Here is a 15,756-nt window from a genome sequence, read left to right as displayed (position 1 = left end):
TATTCGTTCTGTTAAAGATCGGTGCAGATCGCTGCGTTTCGTTTCCGTCGCTGCGCTGTCTGCTGAGGAGGCGAACTATACGTCAGCCCCCTAAACCCGTCAACACCTTTTGCGAGAAAAACCTCAACAAAAGCGGGCCTCGCAGGGCAAACCCTTGATGCGACAAGCAATATCCGAAAGGGGTATTTGCCGCCCCCCCCTTCCCTACCCCGCCGAACCATGAAAAACGGGCCGGCGCTTCGCCGGCCCGCACGGTTGCGGAGGCCTGAAACCGCTTAATCCTTTCTCACATCCAGCAGTTCTTGCAGCTGATTCAGCGTGGAATCGTCCTTGACCACGTGCAGCAGCCATTCTTCCAAGCTCATCTCGGCCCAGCGCGCCGCGCGTTCGGCCAATAAGGCCACCGGGCTATGCGGTTCGTTGCTGCGGAAGTAACGGGCGACTTCGCTCAACATCTGCACCGCTTCCTGGCGGCTGCGGATCTGGCCGTTGAAGGCGACGGGCGCCGCCGAAGCGGCGGGGGTGGGCGCGCTATAGCTTTGGGTCACGGCTTTTCTTTCCACGGCGGGTTCCACGGGAGCCGGCGTAACGCCGGCCGGCGCGGTTTGTTGACGGTAGCGCAACACCAGATCCTGGCAGGCGTAGATGCCGTTGCGGATCTCCGCCAGGCTGGGCGCTTCGCCGCCGAAGCGCTGGTCCACTTGCTCGTCCAGCGCTTCATAGCGGCCCAGTGCCTGGACCAGCGCCTCAGCCTGGCTCTGGAACCAGGCGTGGCCGGACAGGTTGGCGCTCTTTTCGAACTCGTCGCCGGAGAGCTTGCCCTCGGCGATGGCGGCGGCCTTGGATTCGGCGTCTTTCAAGCCCAGGTTTTCCACGTCACGCGATTGCTGCCAGTCGTTCCAGCCGTAAGCGCCGAACTCCGGTTTCAGCAGCGGCACGTTGCGGATGGCCAGGCCCAATTGCTGATTCAGCCACTCCAGCTTGCCGACGCGCTCGTCCAGATCGTGCGGGTCCAGTTCAGGATAGCCGCTGTCCCAGTATTGGCGCAGCCAGCCTTCCAGCGCGGCCAGGCCCAGGGTCAGGCCGGGAACGCCGTTGGCCTGGACCTGGGCTTCCGCGTACCAGGCCAGCAGTTGCAGGTCTTTGCTGTTCTGACTCAACGCGTCTTCGCACAGGCGGATGACTTTGGGCCATTCCGCCGTTTTGAGCGTCTGTTCCCAATCGCCTTGGGACAGGCCCGGGTCGTCGCTGCGGCGGGCTTCGCGAATCTGGTCGAAAAGCGTGGAGTAAGCCAGGTCCTCCCCCGCCGGCCAGCCGCCGGGGATGGGGACCAGCAATTGCTGCACTGTTTGTTCGATGTTTTCCATGCTTTGTGGCTTCTATATATAGAGGTGTTGCGATCAGCCCTTGCCGACTTCCGGCATGGTGGAGATCAGCGAGGCGCCGCAGCTGACTTTATGGCCTTCCAGCGCCACCGGCTTGCCGCCGACCACCCAGCTGGGGTCGCCTTCCACGATGGTGCAGTTGACATGCCCTTGCTGCGGGCAGGTGACGGCGTCGCCCAGGCAGGCGACCTGCTTGCCGAACAAGGTGGTGCTGGATGCGGCGCTGACGACTTTGCCGCCATGATCGGTGGGGTCGCCCAATCGGATCACGCGTTTCATGCTGTGGCCTCCTCGCGCGGCGGTCTGGCCATGGCCAGCGCCACATGATCGTTGCTGAATTGAGTAATGAGGGCCGGAGCGGCCAGGCGCGCGCTGTGGCTGACGGCGGCGGCGGCCAGCATGGCGTCGGCGGCGACGCCGACGTCGCCCCACTCCCGCGCCAGATTGCTGGCCTCGTCGATGGGGTGCAACTCCACCGCGTGGCGGTTCAAGGCGCTGGCGATGGCGGCCAGGCGCACGCCGCCGGCGTCTACGTCGCCGCCGTTGTGCACCAGCCAGCCCAGGCTGGCCGCCTTATCGTTTTCCGGCTTGGCGTCCTCCGGGCTGAACGGGTAGTCCAGCAGCGCGGCGTTGACCAAGGCGTTGTCCAGCACTGGTTGCAGTTGCCGCGTCAGTTGCAAGGCACGCTCCTGCGGCGCAGCGGCCGCGCTGGACTGGCCCAATTGGGCCAAGACCGGCAGCTCGGCCAGGCCGGCCTGATGACGGGCCGGCACCACGCCCCAACTGCCGCCCGCGCGGCTGAAGTCTTTTTCCCAATAAGGCTGATAAGGATCGGCGCCCTCGGCCACGGCGACGGGGCCCAAATCGGGCTCCGGCAATTGCTCGCGCAGGAACAGCATGACGGCGACGGCCAGGCCCGGCTTGCCCAGCCAGCGCAGGCGTTCCGCCGTGGCGGGGTCGCTCTCGTCCAGCTCTTCGCCGCCCCGCGTCAGCAAGGGCGCGTCGGCGCCCAGCATGATCACGCCCGGCAGTTCCGGCTGTTGTTGCAGCAGCTGCCGCGCGCGGTCCGCCACCGTGCCGGTGCCGGCGCCCGCCAGGAAGCGCGCTTCCGGCGTCGGCCATTCGCCGTCGTCCAGCGTTTCGGCCATGGCGACCGTCTGCCATTCCTTGACCGCGGCGATCTGTTCGATGCCGGACAGGCTGGGCACCACTTCCATCACCAGCGGCAGCCAGGCCGCGCCGGGCGCGACGGCGTAGAGTTCCTGCAAGGCCTCGGTCACATGCGGCCGCAGTCCTTCCAGCGCCTCGTCGGCGTCAAGGTCGGCCGCGTCCAGGCAGGACCACAGACAGCCGTCCGGCGCTTCCGCCAGCCAGTCCGGCTCGCCATGGGCCGGCACGGCGCGCGCCCACAGCCAGCGGCAGTCCACCACGGCCTGGCGTTCGCGCAGCTCGGCCAGATGCCGTTCGCGCGCGGCCTCGCGCGCGGACTGGCGCTCGGCCTCGGCCGCGCTCTCTTGCTCGGCCTCTTCCTGCTTGGCGCGCTTTTCCTTCAGATAGCCCCATAGCTTGACGCCGGCGCTGAGCAACATCGGCGGCCCCAGGTGCAGCAGCAGAATGGCCGACGGGCTGATGCGCTGCCAGCTTTGCGGCAACACCAGCCACAGCAGCCCCCACCAGGCGACGGTGCTGACTCCGAACAGGCCCAACATTTTCCACATGGACGCGTTTCCTCAGCTCAGCCGCACTTTGACCTGCTCGCCCTTGAGCGAGACGGCGATCTTCTTCACCGGGCGGCCGGAAGCCATGCGCGCCAGCAGGTCGCTGGATATCTGCGCCAGCAGGGTGCGGGTCAGGATGGCGTCGGCGTTGCGCGCGCCGCTGTCCACGTCCAGGCAACGAGCCGCCATCTGTTCGGCCAGTTCCTCCGGGAACTCCACTTGCGCGCCGTGGTTGTCGGCGATGCGCTGGCGGATTTTGTTCAGTTTGAGGCCGACGATGGCGCGCAGCACTTCGTCGCTGATCGGCAGATAGGGCACGATGGTCAGGCGGCCGAGGAAGGCCGGCTTGAACACGCTTTGCAAGGTGGGGCGCAAAATCTCCACCAGGTCTTCCGGCGTCGGGTCGCGGGTTTCGCCCTCGACGGTGACGCCGTGCTCGCAGGCGCGCATCACCAGATCGGAGCCGGCGTTGGAGGTCAGCAGGATGATGGTGTTCTTGAAATCGACTTCGCGGCCTTCGCTGTCTTCCAGCAGGCCTTTGTCGAAGACTTGGAAGAACAGCTCCATCACGTCCGGATGGGCTTTCTCCACCTCGTCCAGCAGCAGTACCGAGTAGGGCTTGCGCCGCACCGCCTCGGTCAACACCCCGCCCTCGCCGTAACCGACATAGCCCGGCGGCGAGCCCTTGAGGCCGGAGACGCTGTGCGCTTCCTGGTATTCCGACATATTGATGGTGATCAGATTGCGCTCTCCGCCGTACAAGGCCTCGGCCAACGCCAGCGCGGTTTCGGTCTTGCCCACGCCGGACGGCCCCACCAGCAGGAACACGCCCTTGGGCTTGCCCGGGTCTTCCAGATTGGCCTTGGCGATCTGCACCCGCTCGGCGATCTGCTCCAAGGCGTGATCCTGGCCGATGACGCGCGCGCCCAGCAGCGAGGCCAGCTTCTGCACCTGCTCCAGCTCATTGCTGACCATGCGGCCCAGCGGGATGCCGGTCCAGCCGGAAATCACGTCGGCGATCACGCTCTCGTCCACGCACTCGAAGGCCAGCGGCTGGAGCTTCTGCAGTTCGCGCAGCGCCTTGCGCTTGGTCTGCAACGGGCTGAGCTTCTTGCCCTTGGCCGGCTTGGCCTCGGCCTGCCGCTGTTTGAGCTCGTCGATTTCCGCCACCAGCTTTTGCTGTTCGTCCCAGGCGGCGTGCAGCTGCTCCAGGTCCGCCTGCAGTTCGGCGCGCTGGGCTTCCAGCTCCGCGATGCGTTCGGCGTGGCCTTCTTCGCGCTGCAGCGCGGCCACTTCGCGGTCGATATTGTCTATCAGCACCGACACGTCTTCGATCGGCCCCGGCTTGCCGGCGCGCGACAGCGCGACGCGGGCGCAGGCGGTGTCGAGCACGCTGATGGCCTTGTCCGGCAGCTGGCGGCCGGCGATGTAGCGGCTGGACAGATGCACGGCGGCGGCCACCGCCTCGTTGAGGATTTCCACCTTGTGGTGCTCGGCCATCGCCGGGGTCAGGCCGCGCACCATCTGCACGGCGATTTCCGGAGCCGGTTCTTCCACCTTCACCACCTGGAAGCGGCGCGCCAGCGCGGCGTCTTTTTCAAAGTACTTTTTGTACTCGGCCCAGGTGGTGGCGGCGATGGTGCGCAGCTCGCCGCGCGCCAGCGCCGGTTTCAACAGGTTGGCCGCGTCGTTCTGGCCCGCCGCGCCGCCGGCGCCGATCAAGGTGTGGGCCTCGTCGATGAACAGGATGATGGGCACCGGGCTGGCCTTGACCTCGTCTATCACCTGGCGTAGGCGGTTTTCGAACTCGCCCTTGACGCTGGCGCCGGCCTGCAACAGACCCAGGTCCAGGGTGCGCAGGGTGACGCCGGCCAGCACCGGCGGCACTTCGCCGTGCACGATCTTGCGCGCCAGGCCTTCCACCACCGCGGTCTTACCCACACCCGGCTCGCCGGTGAGGATGGGGTTGTTCTGCCGGCGACGCATCAGGATGTCTATCATCTGACGGATTTCAACGTCGCGTCCCAGAATGGGGTCGATCTTGCCGGCCTTGGCCTGGGCGGTCAGGTCTATCGTGTATTTGTCCAGCGCCGGGCTGCCGCGCTTGCCGGCCGCGGGCGCGGCCATCGTCGGCTCCGCGCCAGCTTCGGCGGCCGGCGCGTTGGCCGAGGCCTCGCCGCCGTGCTGACGCAAGGCGGCGTAAGCGCCCTGCAGGCGGCCGGCGTCCTGGCGCGCCAGCGCGGCGGAGCCGGACTGCAACGCGCCGCGCAGCGCCTCGTCCTGCCACAGCGCCAGCAGCAGGTCCAAGGTGGACACATCGTCCTGCCCCTGTTCCGCGCTGGCCAGCAGCCAGGCTTTTTCCAGCCACTTGGGCAGCCAGGCGGACAGCACCGGGTTGCGGGTATTGCCGCTGCGGAAGGCGTCCAGCGCGGCTTCCAGCTCGCGCTCGATGCGCGGCAGGTCCGCGCCCAGCGCGTGCAGCGCCGCCAGCGCGGCGTTGTTGTCCTGGTCGAACATCGCCAGCAGCGCGTGTTCGATCTCGATTTCGAAATGCGTGCGCGCCAGCGCGCGGCTGGCCGCCTGCTCAATCGCCTGGCGGGCGGTGGGGGTCAGCCTGTCGATCAGGGCTTTCAGGGATACGGACATATCGTTCCAATACGCTCAAAATGAAAAGTCGATTCCGCTCGCGCCGCTCAATGCAGCAGCGCGTAGCGCATGTCTTCAGGATCTTGCTTCTGCGGGCCCAGCCAGCAATTGCCGCCCAGGCGCAGGTCCGCCGGGCCGCCCAGCTGCGCCGCCGGCACGTCGCGCTTGTCCAGCACCAGGCTGACGTCGGCCGCCAGATTGTGGCCGACGGCGAATTGCAGCAGCGCCTGCAAGGCCTGCGCGCCGGGGCCGCCGGGCAGCAGGGCTTCGAACTGGGCGCGGCGCATGCTGCCCAAGCGCAGCTGCAGCTTGGTCTGACGGTCCCAAACCCGGGCGCCGGCGAACAAGGACACGCCCAGCTCGCTCTCGCTGTCGCCCAGCCGGCTTTGCTCCGCCGCCGGCACCTGCATCCACTGGCCGATGAATTGCTCCAATGCGGCGTCCACGCCGAAAAAGCCCTGGATCAGCGTTTCCAGCGCCTGCGCCGACAAGGGCTTCTGACTGAGCAGGCCGGCGTAATAGATGAACAGGTTTTCGTCCAGGCTCGCGTCCGGCCCCATCTGCTTGCGCAGCTGGGACAGGCCCAGGCCGCCCAGGTCCAGCAGATTGCGGGTGAAGCCGTCGCGCTCGCCGGCCTCCACTTCCAGCCAATAGCGGTATTTGCGCCAGGCGCCGAAGAACAAGGCGGTGGCGCGGTGGCTGAAGATGTCCAGGAAGGCGTGCAGCGATCCGTCCTTGTACTGCTGGCGGCGCTCCAGCAGCAGCTCGGTATAACTGGTGGGCAAGGCGCCGCTGGGCCCGGTCAGCCCGATGAAGCTGACCGTCATCTCGTCGGTGGCGTCCAGCTGCTCCGGCTCCTTGGCCGGCTGATAACGACACAGCTCGCTGGGCGGGAAGGACAGCGAGGCCAGCGAGCGGAAGCGCAAGCTGGCCGGCAACCGGCCGCGGCGCTCGCCGCGCTTGCGCGCGGACAGGCCCAGGATGCGCACCGCCTGGAAAAAGCCGAACTGGCTGGCGTCGCGCGCCAGCTCCAGTTTCAGATCACGAGGGCTTCGCCGGCTCGGGCTGGCCATGAGGCTACCTCCTCGTCTTGTTGAACCGCATGCACCCGCAAACGGGTGAAACTATTGGGCGCGCAATACAGCGCGAAGAAACGCTCCAGCACCGCGGCGAACAGATAAACGCTGCCGCCGACGTAGTAATCCGGGTCCAGCGTCAGGCGGATTTCGCTGCCGCGGACAAAGCCGCTGAAATCGCGGCCGGACACGCGGGTCACCGCCGGCTGGCTTTCTATCCCCACCACGCCCTGGATCTGGCGCACGTTCACCGGGGAATCGGTCAGGTTGTACAAGGCCAGCATTTCCTGCAAGGCGGCGCAGCCGGAATCCACGATGGACATGTAGTTAAGCGACAGATGCGACACCAGCCGCCACTGCACCGCGCGCCCCAGCGGGCAACGCTGGCTGGCGCTGGGCTTGCGCAACAGGCGCACGCGCTTGACCACGGAATGGCCCGGCAGCGAGAAATCCGTCCGCTGGGTGGACTGGCTGCCGCCAAAGGGAATCTGCTCCGGCAGATCGCGGTTGCTGCACAGCAGCTCCAGGCTCAGCACCTCGGTGGCCGGCCGCACCGCGTTGAACTCCAGGTCCGCCAGGTGCAGCTCCAGATCCGTGCCCTTGTCGCTCTGGCGCGGCGAGGGCTCCCGGCTGGCGTGCCAATAAAAGCGCGGCGTCTTTTTTTCGCTGCCGTGGCGTATCGCGTAGAAGGACGGCACCTCCTCGCTGCTTTCGCCGTCGCCGGATTTCTCCACCCTCACCACGCGCTTGATCTGGATCGCCTCGTAAGCCTGCTGCTTGCGCGCGTCCACCAGCACCGGGTAACTGGCTTTCTGGTGGGTGACGCGGATGGGCTCGCCCGGCTGGGTGAACAGGTTGACGATGGGCGTGCAGCCCAGCTTCATGTGCTGGGCCTGCAACTGGGTCTGCAGCCGGTTGTGACGCTCGCTGTCCGGGTATTCGTCCAGCAAGATCCGCAGCACCAGCTTATCGCCGTCCAGCCGCGCCACCGCCTTGTCCAAGCGCAGCAGATCGACGAAGAGGAATTTGTCCGGATAGCAGAAGTACTCGGTCAGCAGCCGGTAGCCCATGAAGGAGCGTTCGTCGTAGTCCAGCAGACCTTCCTCGCGGCCGAAGCCCACCGCCCGCAGGCTGTCCGCCGGCAGCTTGCGCGTGCGGGCCGGGTCTTCGCTGCCGTCGCCCACGCTGACGCTCAGGACATTGGACAGCAGCATTTCGTACAGCAGATGCATCAGCGCCGGCTCGCCGTCCAGGAAGAAGCGCAGCGATTGCAGGCCGATGGCGTTGAGCGCCAGGCCGCCGTGGGTATGGAACTCCATCGTCAGCACCGCCGCCGCGTCCGGCGCAAGCTGGCGCAGATAGGGCGAGCCGCTGGTCAGCTCCAGCTTGGCCTCGGTCAGCGACAGCGGATACAGGTCCACCGGATAGGCGCTGCGGAATTTGCACACCACGCCCTGCATCGCCGGCGCGTGCACCGGCTGGCCGCGCTCCACCCGGTAGCGCTTGGCGATTTCCGGCCGCTGCGGATCGCATTCGAACTGCACGATGGTGGCGGAAGGAATCGGCTGCAGATAATGCGGGTAGAGCACATTGAGGAAGCTGGCCGCCACCTCCGGATATTCGTCGTCCAGCTTCTTGTGGATGCGCGCGGCCAGGAAGGCGAAGGACTCGATCAGCCGCTCGGTGTGCGGGTCTTCGCACTGGTCGCCTTCCATTTGCAGACGGCCGGCGATCTTGGGATAGCGGCGCGCGAACTCGCCGGACAGCTGGCGCAGGTGTCCGAGTTCGCGTTCGTAATACGGCAATAAGGATTCAAGCATTAAGGCTCACGTCACATCTATTGTTGTCCGGTTGCGCCGGCGGGAAACCGCTACTTCTTGGTTTTGAAATACTTTTCCAGGTCATGGTTCAGCGGCTCGCGCAGCAGCAAACCGCCATCCTCGCCCAGGCCGAAGATCAAGGAGGGAATCGCCGGCCGGCTCAGCCCCAGGTCGTCGACGGCGATGGCCAGCAGGCGGTCCGCCCGGCGCGCGGCCGGCACCTCCAGCCAGGTCCAGGCGTCGGCGCTACCCTGACGCCGCAAGGCCACGCGGGTCCAGTCGTCGGCCTTGCCGTCCCAATCCAGGATCGCATCGCCGCTGGCCTGGCTGACCGCCTGTCCCAGCGTTTTGCCCGCCGCCTCAAAGCGGACCTCGATGCCGGCCGCCCCGCCCACGCGCGGCTGGCCGACGATGGCGATCAATTGCCTCGCCGTGGCCGGCTGACGCACATTCATTTCCGCATCCGACATCAGGCGGTACTTGGGCGCCTGAGCAGGCAATTGCGCCTCCACCGTCACCAGGCCCTTGCTCACCCGCCAACGGCCCTCCAGATAATAAGCGCGGCTGGCCAACAAGGACCAGGAAGCCTGGCCGTCAGCCTGCAAAGCCAGCTCGGACTCCGTCCGGCTCTCCATCCGATAATGCCCGGCCAATTGCGCCGCCGTCAGCGGACGGTCCAATTTGCGGTAGCGCAACACGGAGCGCACCGGAATCTCAGGGGCCGGCTTGGGCATCGTCAAGCCGCCGTCCGCCTGGATCTCCAGCTCCGCCTGGCGGAACAGGGGCTGCACCGCGTCGGCGTTGCTCAGCTCGAAACCGGCCGCCCGCTCCGTCCTGCCGGCGGCGTCCACCTCGAACCACTGCCAAGCTTGCCCGGAGCCGGCCAGGCGCAGGCCCACCTTGCGCCACGCTCCCCATGCCTTAGGCTGCCAGGCGATCAGATAACCCGGCGTCCGGGTGGCCTCGGCCTCCACTTGCCGGCCTTGATCGTCTTCCAGCAGGGCCTCCGTTCCCTCCACGCCCATGCGGCCGGCCGCCAGCACCGCCACCGTCATCATCGCCTCGTCGTAGCGGTCCGCGGCCATGAAGCGGCCGGAGGCATAGGGTAATTGCCGGTAGGCCGGCGCTTCGCCGCCTGCCGCCGCGCGCAGAACGATCCGTCCTCGCCCGCGCGTCCAATCGCCGCGCACCGTGCGCGCGCCGCTGCCCTTGATGAACCATTCAAACTGGCCCGAAGGCAGCAGAACCAGGCTGCTGGGCAACCAGTCCTCGTCGGCCGGCACATAGGTGCCGGCCGCCTTGTCCGGCGCGGCGGCCTGCGCCGGCGCGCAGAGGCAGCCCAAAAGCAAAGCGGCGCAAACCCGCCAGGCTCGCTTGTTCATTCTTGAAATCCTCTCGCCATGAAGTCGATGCGCCGGGCTCAATGCCGGCCTCCCCCAATACGCTCGCCCCGCCGTTCCTCGGCCTGGCGTTGCTGCTCGCGCCGGATCTCCTGCGCGCGCGGCGCCTGGCAGATCGGCTTCTTATTGCTGTTGCCGTCGGTGAAAAACACGGTGCGGTAACGCAGATAAGTGCCGTGAGGTTCGCGCTTGCCCAGCGCGTAATGCATGAACCAGGCGCGGGAGTCGTGCACATGCTCGTCGTACAGCGCCATCAGCTTCTCGTCCTTGACCACCGCCGAGTACAAATCATTGCCATCCTCCCGCAGCATGACCAGTTCCGCCTGGCAATCGTCGCTGAACGGGCGGGACAAGCCGGTGAAGAAGGTGGCGAAGCCGCCAATCAGGTTGAAGGACAGCGAGGTTCGGCCCATGTAATCGTCGGCGAAGTCCTTGGCCCCTTCCCGCAACTGGGTCTGATCCATCACCGGCTCGTACTGCTTATTGAGGTTAGGTTTGAAACCCTCCGAAACCTGGCTCGCGTCCGCCTCTTTTCCCTTAGGCTTCAGCGTCACCCCGGTGGCAACGCCTTTGCGGCGCTGCGCCTTCCACTCCGACTCCTGCGCGTTCACCAGCCACTTGGGCGTGTCCTGGGAGTTTTTGTAAAACTCGGCGTTGCGATAACCCGGCCCGCCTTTCTCGTCGACGCCACCGGCGTAACGGGCGATGCGCCAGGCGGTGATCTGCGCGGTCTGCCACTGCAACAGGTCTTCCAGCGACGCGCCGCTGCCGGCATGCTGACGCCAGGCTTCGAAGCGCTCCTTCAACTCCACATCCAGCACGTACAGCGCTTGGGTTCCCGTACTCATAAAGCGCCAAGGCTCGCGTTGCTGCAACATACCCAATTGTTCCGGGTCCGCATCCTGCAATAAATCCGCATGCGCCTGCAGCGGCGCACCAGCGTCAAAAGCCAGCCGGTACATATGCAGCAAGGGCAGCTGCGACAACAGCATGCCCTGCCCCTCGCGCGCCTTGCCCTGGTCCTTGGGCGGATAACCGCCGCCCACGTCGCTGTGCATGCCGGGGTAGACCCATTCACCCAACACGCAGCCGGGATAACTGCGGTTGGCGATGGCCACAGAGTCCAGCGGAAAGCACAGCCGCTGCTCGTGCGCGCTGACCAGATGCGCGCAGCGCTTCAGAAAACCGGCCTCCGGCGGCAGCTTCATCGTGCCGTCGGCCCAGCCCATATGGCCTTCCGCCCCCGGCGCCAGCTCGGTCAGCCCCACCGAAGCCACGGTGTCGAACAGGCCGAGAAACTCCACCGCGACGGGGATGCCGCACAGCGTGCCGGCCTCGACGTCCATCAATTCGCGCAGCCGCCACAGAAAGGAACGCGCCTCGGCCGCGCCGCGCGAGAAGCCATAGATGTACAACTTGATGCGCAGGATTTCCGGCTTGTAGTCGGCTTCGCGCTTGGCGACAATCGGCGCCAGTACTTTCTGCATCACCGCGCGGCGTTGCGCCAGCGTGGTGCTGCTGCGTTTTTTGACGCCTTTGTCGTCTTCCTCATAGGTGTACTGCATGTCTTTGATTAATTGGAGAGCCGTGGCGTCGGACATTACCGGATCCCCCATCGCCACCTGCAATGCACTGACGATTCGAGTAATCCCCCACAGAATGCGATCTTCGCCCCCCGAGGCAAAACTTAAGCCACTGCTGCTAGGCTTATCCTCGCCGATTTCCTTGAATACCGTACCCACGCCCTGGATATAAAAGCTGTAATAGCCCCATTCATTACCCGCACCTTTGCCAATAGACGCATTGAAAAGACGGCGTACATTGCTGCTATTCACCGGATCGGCTTCGTCATCAGAGGGGCCATGATTATTGGTGCCATCAAAAAATAGACTGACATGCAGCACCTGCACGCAAGGAGACGGCCGTCCTTCTTCTCTTGCTTGACATTTAGCAAGATCAACCTCTCTTTGTTGTTCGCTTCTTCGTTGTATAACGCTTTGCAGACTGACAGACAAATAGCCTTTCAGAGGAAACTCCGGAGCAATCATTGCTGACATTGCCGTTGTCCTCCCAAGCGTCGCGCAACCTCCTGCCCCCACTCAGAAGAGGTTTTATCGCGCAAATTGCTAAATACTTTTTGACGTTGAGCGCAATCAATTACTGGGTACACCTGATCGCATGGCAAGAACACCAACGACAAGCCACAAGTATTTTCATAGCGAGGTACCGAAACTGTTACCTTTCGACTGACATAGTTCGCTTCATGATCCTTCAGCCAGCTTTTCCATTCAGGAGGAGTGGTCCCATCCGGATTCCAGCGTGGTGCTTTTTTACCTCCTGGGTTAACTCCAGGGCTAGGATCTTTCACCCATTCGACCGTGGCCGTCATGCCTGGCTGCCATTTTTCCGGCAAATTGATGCAGCACTCCTCGCCACCAGAACCACCAATCGCTTGGCCATTAAATCTGGCGCGTACAATTTCCGACTTTGGCATCGCGTTTACCACTCGCGCTCCTACACCTATCGTCTTGGACTGCGCCATGCTTTGACATCCAAGCAGGCTCAGGGTCAAGAACAGCCATGCACTAATAGAGAACCATTTCATCGTTTTCACCCTCAATGCTAAATTCCGATTTGCCGTTCCATTCCAAAACCATCGCCTGACAGGAACTGACTCTAGCCGGGAATCATCCACCTCCCGAACACGTCTGCCGCCCCCCTAGCCGACGGATCATCTCCGGATAACGGTCTTCACGACCACGCAAGCCGCCCAACACCCGGCCCTGCTCCGCCGAATCAATCAGCGGATACACCTCATCGCAAGGCAGGAACACCAGAATCAGGGAAGACACTTTTTCATACTTGGGCACCGCCATCGTCACCTTGCGGCGAACATAATTCGCTTCATGCACCTCATACCATCTACTGCCTTCCGCCGTGATAGATCCATACTTGCTCCGGGGAGGTTGCCGAATCCCTCCAGGATTCACCCCTGGGCTCGGATCCACCACCCACTCTATCGTCGCCGTCATGCCCGGCCGCCATTGCTCCGGCAGGCTGACACAGCACTCCTCGCCTCCTCCACCGCCCATGCCCTGGCCATTGAAGCTGGCATGCACAATCGATGTGCCCGCCACGGTATTCACCACTCGCGCGCCGGCGCCTAGGGTTTTGGGCCGCTCCATGCTCCGGCACCCGGCCAGGCCCAGCAGCAGCAAGCCAATCGTTAAAGCGATCCTCAAAGCGATCCTCGTCATGGTGTTATCCTCCATGCGGAAATACGGATTGACTCAGTCACACTGCCAACACGCCAAACGCACATGGCCAAGCCCTTCGAGTTCATCTGCCTGCCGCACAGACCTTCCCTGCCCCCAAACGGCGGATAACTTCATCATCCCATTCAATAGCAGAGCGCCCTCTCAGGCTGCCAAACACCCGGCCCTGCTCCGCCGAATCAATCAACGGATACACCTCGTCGCAAGGCAGGAACACCAGAACCAGGGAAGACACTTTTTCATACTTGGGCACCGCCATCGTCACCTTGCGGCGAACATAATTCGCTTGATGCTCTTTCATCCAACGCTGCCACTCCGGCGGCGTCGTCCCGTCGGGATTCCAAGCCGGCGCACGTCGCCCATCAGGATTAAGCTCCGGACTCGGATCCACCACCCACTCTATCGTCGCCGTCATGCCCGGCCGCCATTGCTCCGGCAGGCTGACACAGCACTCCTCGCCGCCGCCGCCGCCCATGCCCTGGCCGTTAAAGCTGGCATGCACGATCGACGTGCCCGCCACGGTATTCACCACTCGCGCGCCGGCGCCTAGGGTTTTGGGCGGCGCGATGTTCTGGCAAGCCGCCAGCCCCAAAGCCAAGACGCCACAAGCGGCCCACGCCAGCCATGGCATGTGCACCGCAGCCATCTCGCCACGGTTTGGCGCTCGCATCACCATCCGCCCTTGCCGGATTCCGCCGGCGCTTCGCAACGCATGCGCCCGCCCAGGCGTCGCGCCAGCTCCTGCCGCCACTCTGCCGAGGTTTTCTCGCGCAAACCGCTAAACACTTGCTGGCGCTGCCGGCAGTCAATCAGCGGATACACCTCATCGCAAGGCAAAAACACCAGGGACAAACCACAAGTATCCTCATAGGCCGGCACGGGGAGCGTAAGCCGATGGCGGACATAGTTAGCCTCGTGCACCTCAAACCACCTTGCGCCCTCGGCGGTCATAGAGCCGTATTTACCTGTAGGAGGCGGCTTGACTCCTCCAGGGTTCACCCCTGGGCTCGGATCCTTCACCCACCCTATCGTCGCCGTCATGCCCGGCCGCCACTGTGCCGGCAGGCTGATGCAACACTCTTCGCCGCCGGAACCGCCTATGGCCTGACCGTTAAAACTGGCATGCACAATCTCGGCGCCGGCCATGGTATTCACCACCCGCGCGCCGACGCCTATGGTTTTGGGCGATGTCGTGCAGCCGGACAGGAGCAGCAAAATCAGCCACCCGCAAAAACGCGCCCATGCCGCGGCCATGCTCACGCCGGCTCTCTCAAGCGGCGCTCGATCAAGGGCTGGCGTTCCGGCTCCGACCACAGCTTGGCCCGGTCTGCCGCCCGGTGCGCCGCCGCCAGCCGCGCCATCAGTTCTTCCTGCGAGCTCAGCCCGTACATCGACGGCGTCAGCAGATGATCCTGGCGCCAGCTTTCCGCCTGGTGCCAGACCATCAATTCGTCAATCTGCGACGGCGACAGACTCAGGGTCTCCTCCTCCCACTGCGGCCAACTCCGCATCATGTCGACATCCGGCTCCAGACAGCGGGCGTTGCCGTCACGGTCCAGCCAATGCCATTGCAAGGCCGGCTCCAACAGGAAACGCCGCTGCGCCGGCTCCAGCGCCTCGCTGACCGCGGCGAACACGCGCGGATCGTTGAAACGCAGCACGCCCTGTTGTCGGCCCTGGTCCCAGGAGGCTTGCAGACAGGCGCTCAGCCGCTCGGCCAAGGCGTCGAAATCCCAATCGCCCAACAGGGCCAGCAAGCGCGGCTCGCCCTGCCATTTATCCAGCTGCCGCGTCCATTTTTCCAATCCAGCCGGGGAGTGCAGCGGCAAACGCAGCAAGGCCGGCCCTTCGTCGGCGGCCTCGGCGTGCGGGGTCTCCAGCAAGAGGCTGCGCGGCATATGCATGGCAGGGGCGCGGCTCTGCCAAGCGTCGCCGATATCGCCCTGATCCACGATGAAGTCCAGCCACTCCAGCCCCGCCTGCCGCGCTTGCTCCAACAGCCGTTCCAGCCACGCGGCCGAAGAAGGTTTGGTCAACAGCACCGCCGGGCTCATTTAGCCGCCACCAAGGGATTGGCCTGCTTGAAGCCTTGCGCCATGCAGGTCTTGCAGACGGTGTTGGGGAAGCGCGGGAACGGCGGGTTCATGCTGGCCGGCCCGCTCCAATCGTGGCTCCCGCCCTTGAAGCTGACGGTGCCGGGCGCGTGCAGCTCGATCTTGCCGTCCTTGATCCGCACATAAGCGCCGCCGCTGGTCAGCAGAATCTCCTTCTTGCCGTTCCACAACTGCTGGCCCTTGATGGCGGTGATCTTGACGTCCTGATCGCCGGTGACTTCGATGCTGTCGCTCTGTGCCTGCATTTGGATCTTGCCCTTGGCGGCAATCAGCTTCAGCGCGATCTGATCCTTGACCCCGGCGACGAACAGGCTGATGTGCT

At 64.7% G+C, this 15,756-nt stretch carries 14 protein-coding genes; all 14 read right to left on the bottom strand.

Annotation, left to right across the window (positions count from 1 at the left end):
* Positions 1 to 275: 275 nt before the first annotated feature.
* Positions 276 to 1,367 (bottom strand): type VI secretion system protein TssA, encoded by a 1,092-nt coding sequence (tssA, locus tag ACODRW_RS23720; protein ID WP_107798038.1) that lies wholly within the window; start codon positions 1,365 to 1,367, stop codon positions 276 to 278.
* Between the two features lie 33 nt (positions 1,368 to 1,400).
* Positions 1,401 to 1,664, bottom strand: coding sequence for a PAAR domain-containing protein (locus ACODRW_RS23715; RefSeq protein WP_043641377.1), 264 nt, complete (start codon positions 1,662 to 1,664; stop codon positions 1,401 to 1,403).
* Positions 1,661 to 3,103, bottom strand: coding sequence for a hypothetical protein (locus tag ACODRW_RS23710; protein ID WP_488878574.1), 1,443 nt, complete (start codon positions 3,101 to 3,103; stop codon positions 1,661 to 1,663). The genes ACODRW_RS23715 and ACODRW_RS23710 overlap by 4 nt, the downstream gene beginning before the upstream one ends.
* Positions 3,104 to 3,115: 12 nt before the next feature.
* On the bottom strand, positions 3,116 to 5,749 hold the full coding sequence (gene tssH / locus ACODRW_RS23705; RefSeq protein WP_488906848.1) for a type VI secretion system ATPase TssH: 2,634 nt from the start codon (positions 5,747 to 5,749) through the stop codon (positions 3,116 to 3,118).
* Positions 5,750 to 5,796: 47 nt separating this feature from the next.
* The gene (gene tssG, locus ACODRW_RS23700; RefSeq protein ID WP_107798035.1) at positions 5,797 to 6,822 is read right to left on the bottom strand and encodes a type VI secretion system baseplate subunit TssG; all 1,026 of its coding nucleotides are present in this window, start codon (positions 6,820 to 6,822) and stop codon (positions 5,797 to 5,799) included.
* The gene (gene tssF, locus ACODRW_RS23695) at positions 6,786 to 8,645 is read right to left on the bottom strand and encodes a type VI secretion system baseplate subunit TssF (RefSeq protein WP_166453147.1); all 1,860 of its coding nucleotides are present in this window, start codon (positions 8,643 to 8,645) and stop codon (positions 6,786 to 6,788) included. Before tssF ends, tssG begins: the two co-directional genes overlap by 37 nt.
* A gap of 50 nt (positions 8,646 to 8,695) precedes the next feature.
* Complete coding sequence (locus ACODRW_RS23690) at positions 8,696 to 10,027, bottom strand: hypothetical protein (RefSeq protein ID WP_488906847.1); 1,332 nt, start codon at positions 10,025 to 10,027, stop codon at positions 8,696 to 8,698.
* A gap of 38 nt (positions 10,028 to 10,065) precedes the next feature.
* Positions 10,066 to 11,610, bottom strand: coding sequence for a T6SS phospholipase effector Tle1-like catalytic domain-containing protein (locus ACODRW_RS23685; protein ID WP_488906846.1), 1,545 nt, complete (start codon positions 11,608 to 11,610; stop codon positions 10,066 to 10,068).
* Positions 11,611 to 12,089: 479 nt separating this feature from the next.
* Positions 12,090 to 12,650 carry a DUF3304 domain-containing protein gene (locus ACODRW_RS23680; protein WP_488906845.1) on the bottom strand — a complete coding sequence of 187 codons (561 nt, stop codon included), beginning with the start codon at positions 12,648 to 12,650 and terminating at the stop codon, positions 12,090 to 12,092.
* An 82-nt stretch (positions 12,651 to 12,732) separates the two neighbouring features.
* The gene (locus ACODRW_RS23675; RefSeq protein WP_488906844.1) at positions 12,733 to 13,302 is read right to left on the bottom strand and encodes a DUF3304 domain-containing protein; all 570 of its coding nucleotides are present in this window, start codon (positions 13,300 to 13,302) and stop codon (positions 12,733 to 12,735) included.
* An 82-nt stretch (positions 13,303 to 13,384) separates the two neighbouring features.
* A complete protein-coding gene (locus ACODRW_RS23670) occupies positions 13,385 to 13,966 on the bottom strand; it encodes a DUF3304 domain-containing protein (RefSeq protein ID WP_488906843.1) in 582 nt (193 codons plus the stop codon).
* Between the two features lie 23 nt (positions 13,967 to 13,989).
* Positions 13,990 to 14,574 carry a DUF3304 domain-containing protein gene (locus tag ACODRW_RS23665; protein WP_488906849.1) on the bottom strand — a complete coding sequence of 195 codons (585 nt, stop codon included), beginning with the start codon at positions 14,572 to 14,574 and terminating at the stop codon, positions 13,990 to 13,992.
* A gap of 2 nt (positions 14,575 to 14,576) precedes the next feature.
* A complete protein-coding gene (tla1, locus tag ACODRW_RS23660; protein ID WP_488906842.1) occupies positions 14,577 to 15,362 on the bottom strand; it encodes a toxin Tle1 chaperone Tla1 in 786 nt (261 codons plus the stop codon).
* An 8-nt stretch (positions 15,363 to 15,370) separates the two neighbouring features.
* A partial coding sequence (locus tag ACODRW_RS23655; RefSeq protein ID WP_488906841.1) for a DUF2345 domain-containing protein occupies positions 15,371 to 15,756 on the bottom strand: 386 nt, incomplete at its 5' end.

It is taken from the genome of Chromobacterium sp. FG89 (assembly GCF_057808735.1).
This window is presented reverse-complemented; position numbering and strand designations above follow the sequence as displayed.

Bases quoted from the DNA above. Each gene is read 5' to 3' on its own strand.
- tssH (WP_488906848.1), bottom strand. From the start codon at position 5,749: ATGTCCGTATCCCTGAAAGCCCTGATCGACAGGCTGACCCCCACCGCC.
- ACODRW_RS23680 (WP_488906845.1), bottom strand. From the start codon at position 12,650: ATGAAATGGTTCTCTATTAGTGCATGGCTGTTCTTGACCCTGAGCCTG.
- tssA (WP_107798038.1), bottom strand. From the start codon at position 1,367: ATGGAAAACATCGAACAAACAGTGCAGCAATTGCTGGTCCCCATCCCC.
- ACODRW_RS23690 (WP_488906847.1), bottom strand. From the start codon at position 10,027: ATGAACAAGCGAGCCTGGCGGGTTTGCGCCGCTTTGCTTTTGGGCTGC.
- ACODRW_RS23710 (WP_488878574.1), bottom strand. From the start codon at position 3,103: ATGTGGAAAATGTTGGGCCTGTTCGGAGTCAGCACCGTCGCCTGGTGG.
- ACODRW_RS23685 (WP_488906846.1), bottom strand. From the start codon at position 11,610: ATGCAGTACACCTATGAGGAAGACGACAAAGGCGTCAAAAAACGCAGC.
- ACODRW_RS23675 (WP_488906844.1), bottom strand. From the start codon at position 13,302: ATGACGAGGATCGCTTTGAGGATCGCTTTAACGATTGGCTTGCTGCTG.
- tssF (WP_166453147.1), bottom strand. From the start codon at position 8,645: ATGCTTGAATCCTTATTGCCGTATTACGAACGCGAACTCGGACACCTG.
- ACODRW_RS23670 (WP_488906843.1), bottom strand. From the start codon at position 13,966: ATGGCTGCGGTGCACATGCCATGGCTGGCGTGGGCCGCTTGTGGCGTC.
- tssG (WP_107798035.1), bottom strand. From the start codon at position 6,822: ATGGCCAGCCCGAGCCGGCGAAGCCCTCGTGATCTGAAACTGGAGCTG.
- ACODRW_RS23715 (WP_043641377.1), bottom strand. From the start codon at position 1,664: ATGAAACGCGTGATCCGATTGGGCGACCCCACCGATCATGGCGGCAAA.
- ACODRW_RS23665 (WP_488906849.1), bottom strand. From the start codon at position 14,574: ATGGCCGCGGCATGGGCGCGTTTTTGCGGGTGGCTGATTTTGCTGCTC.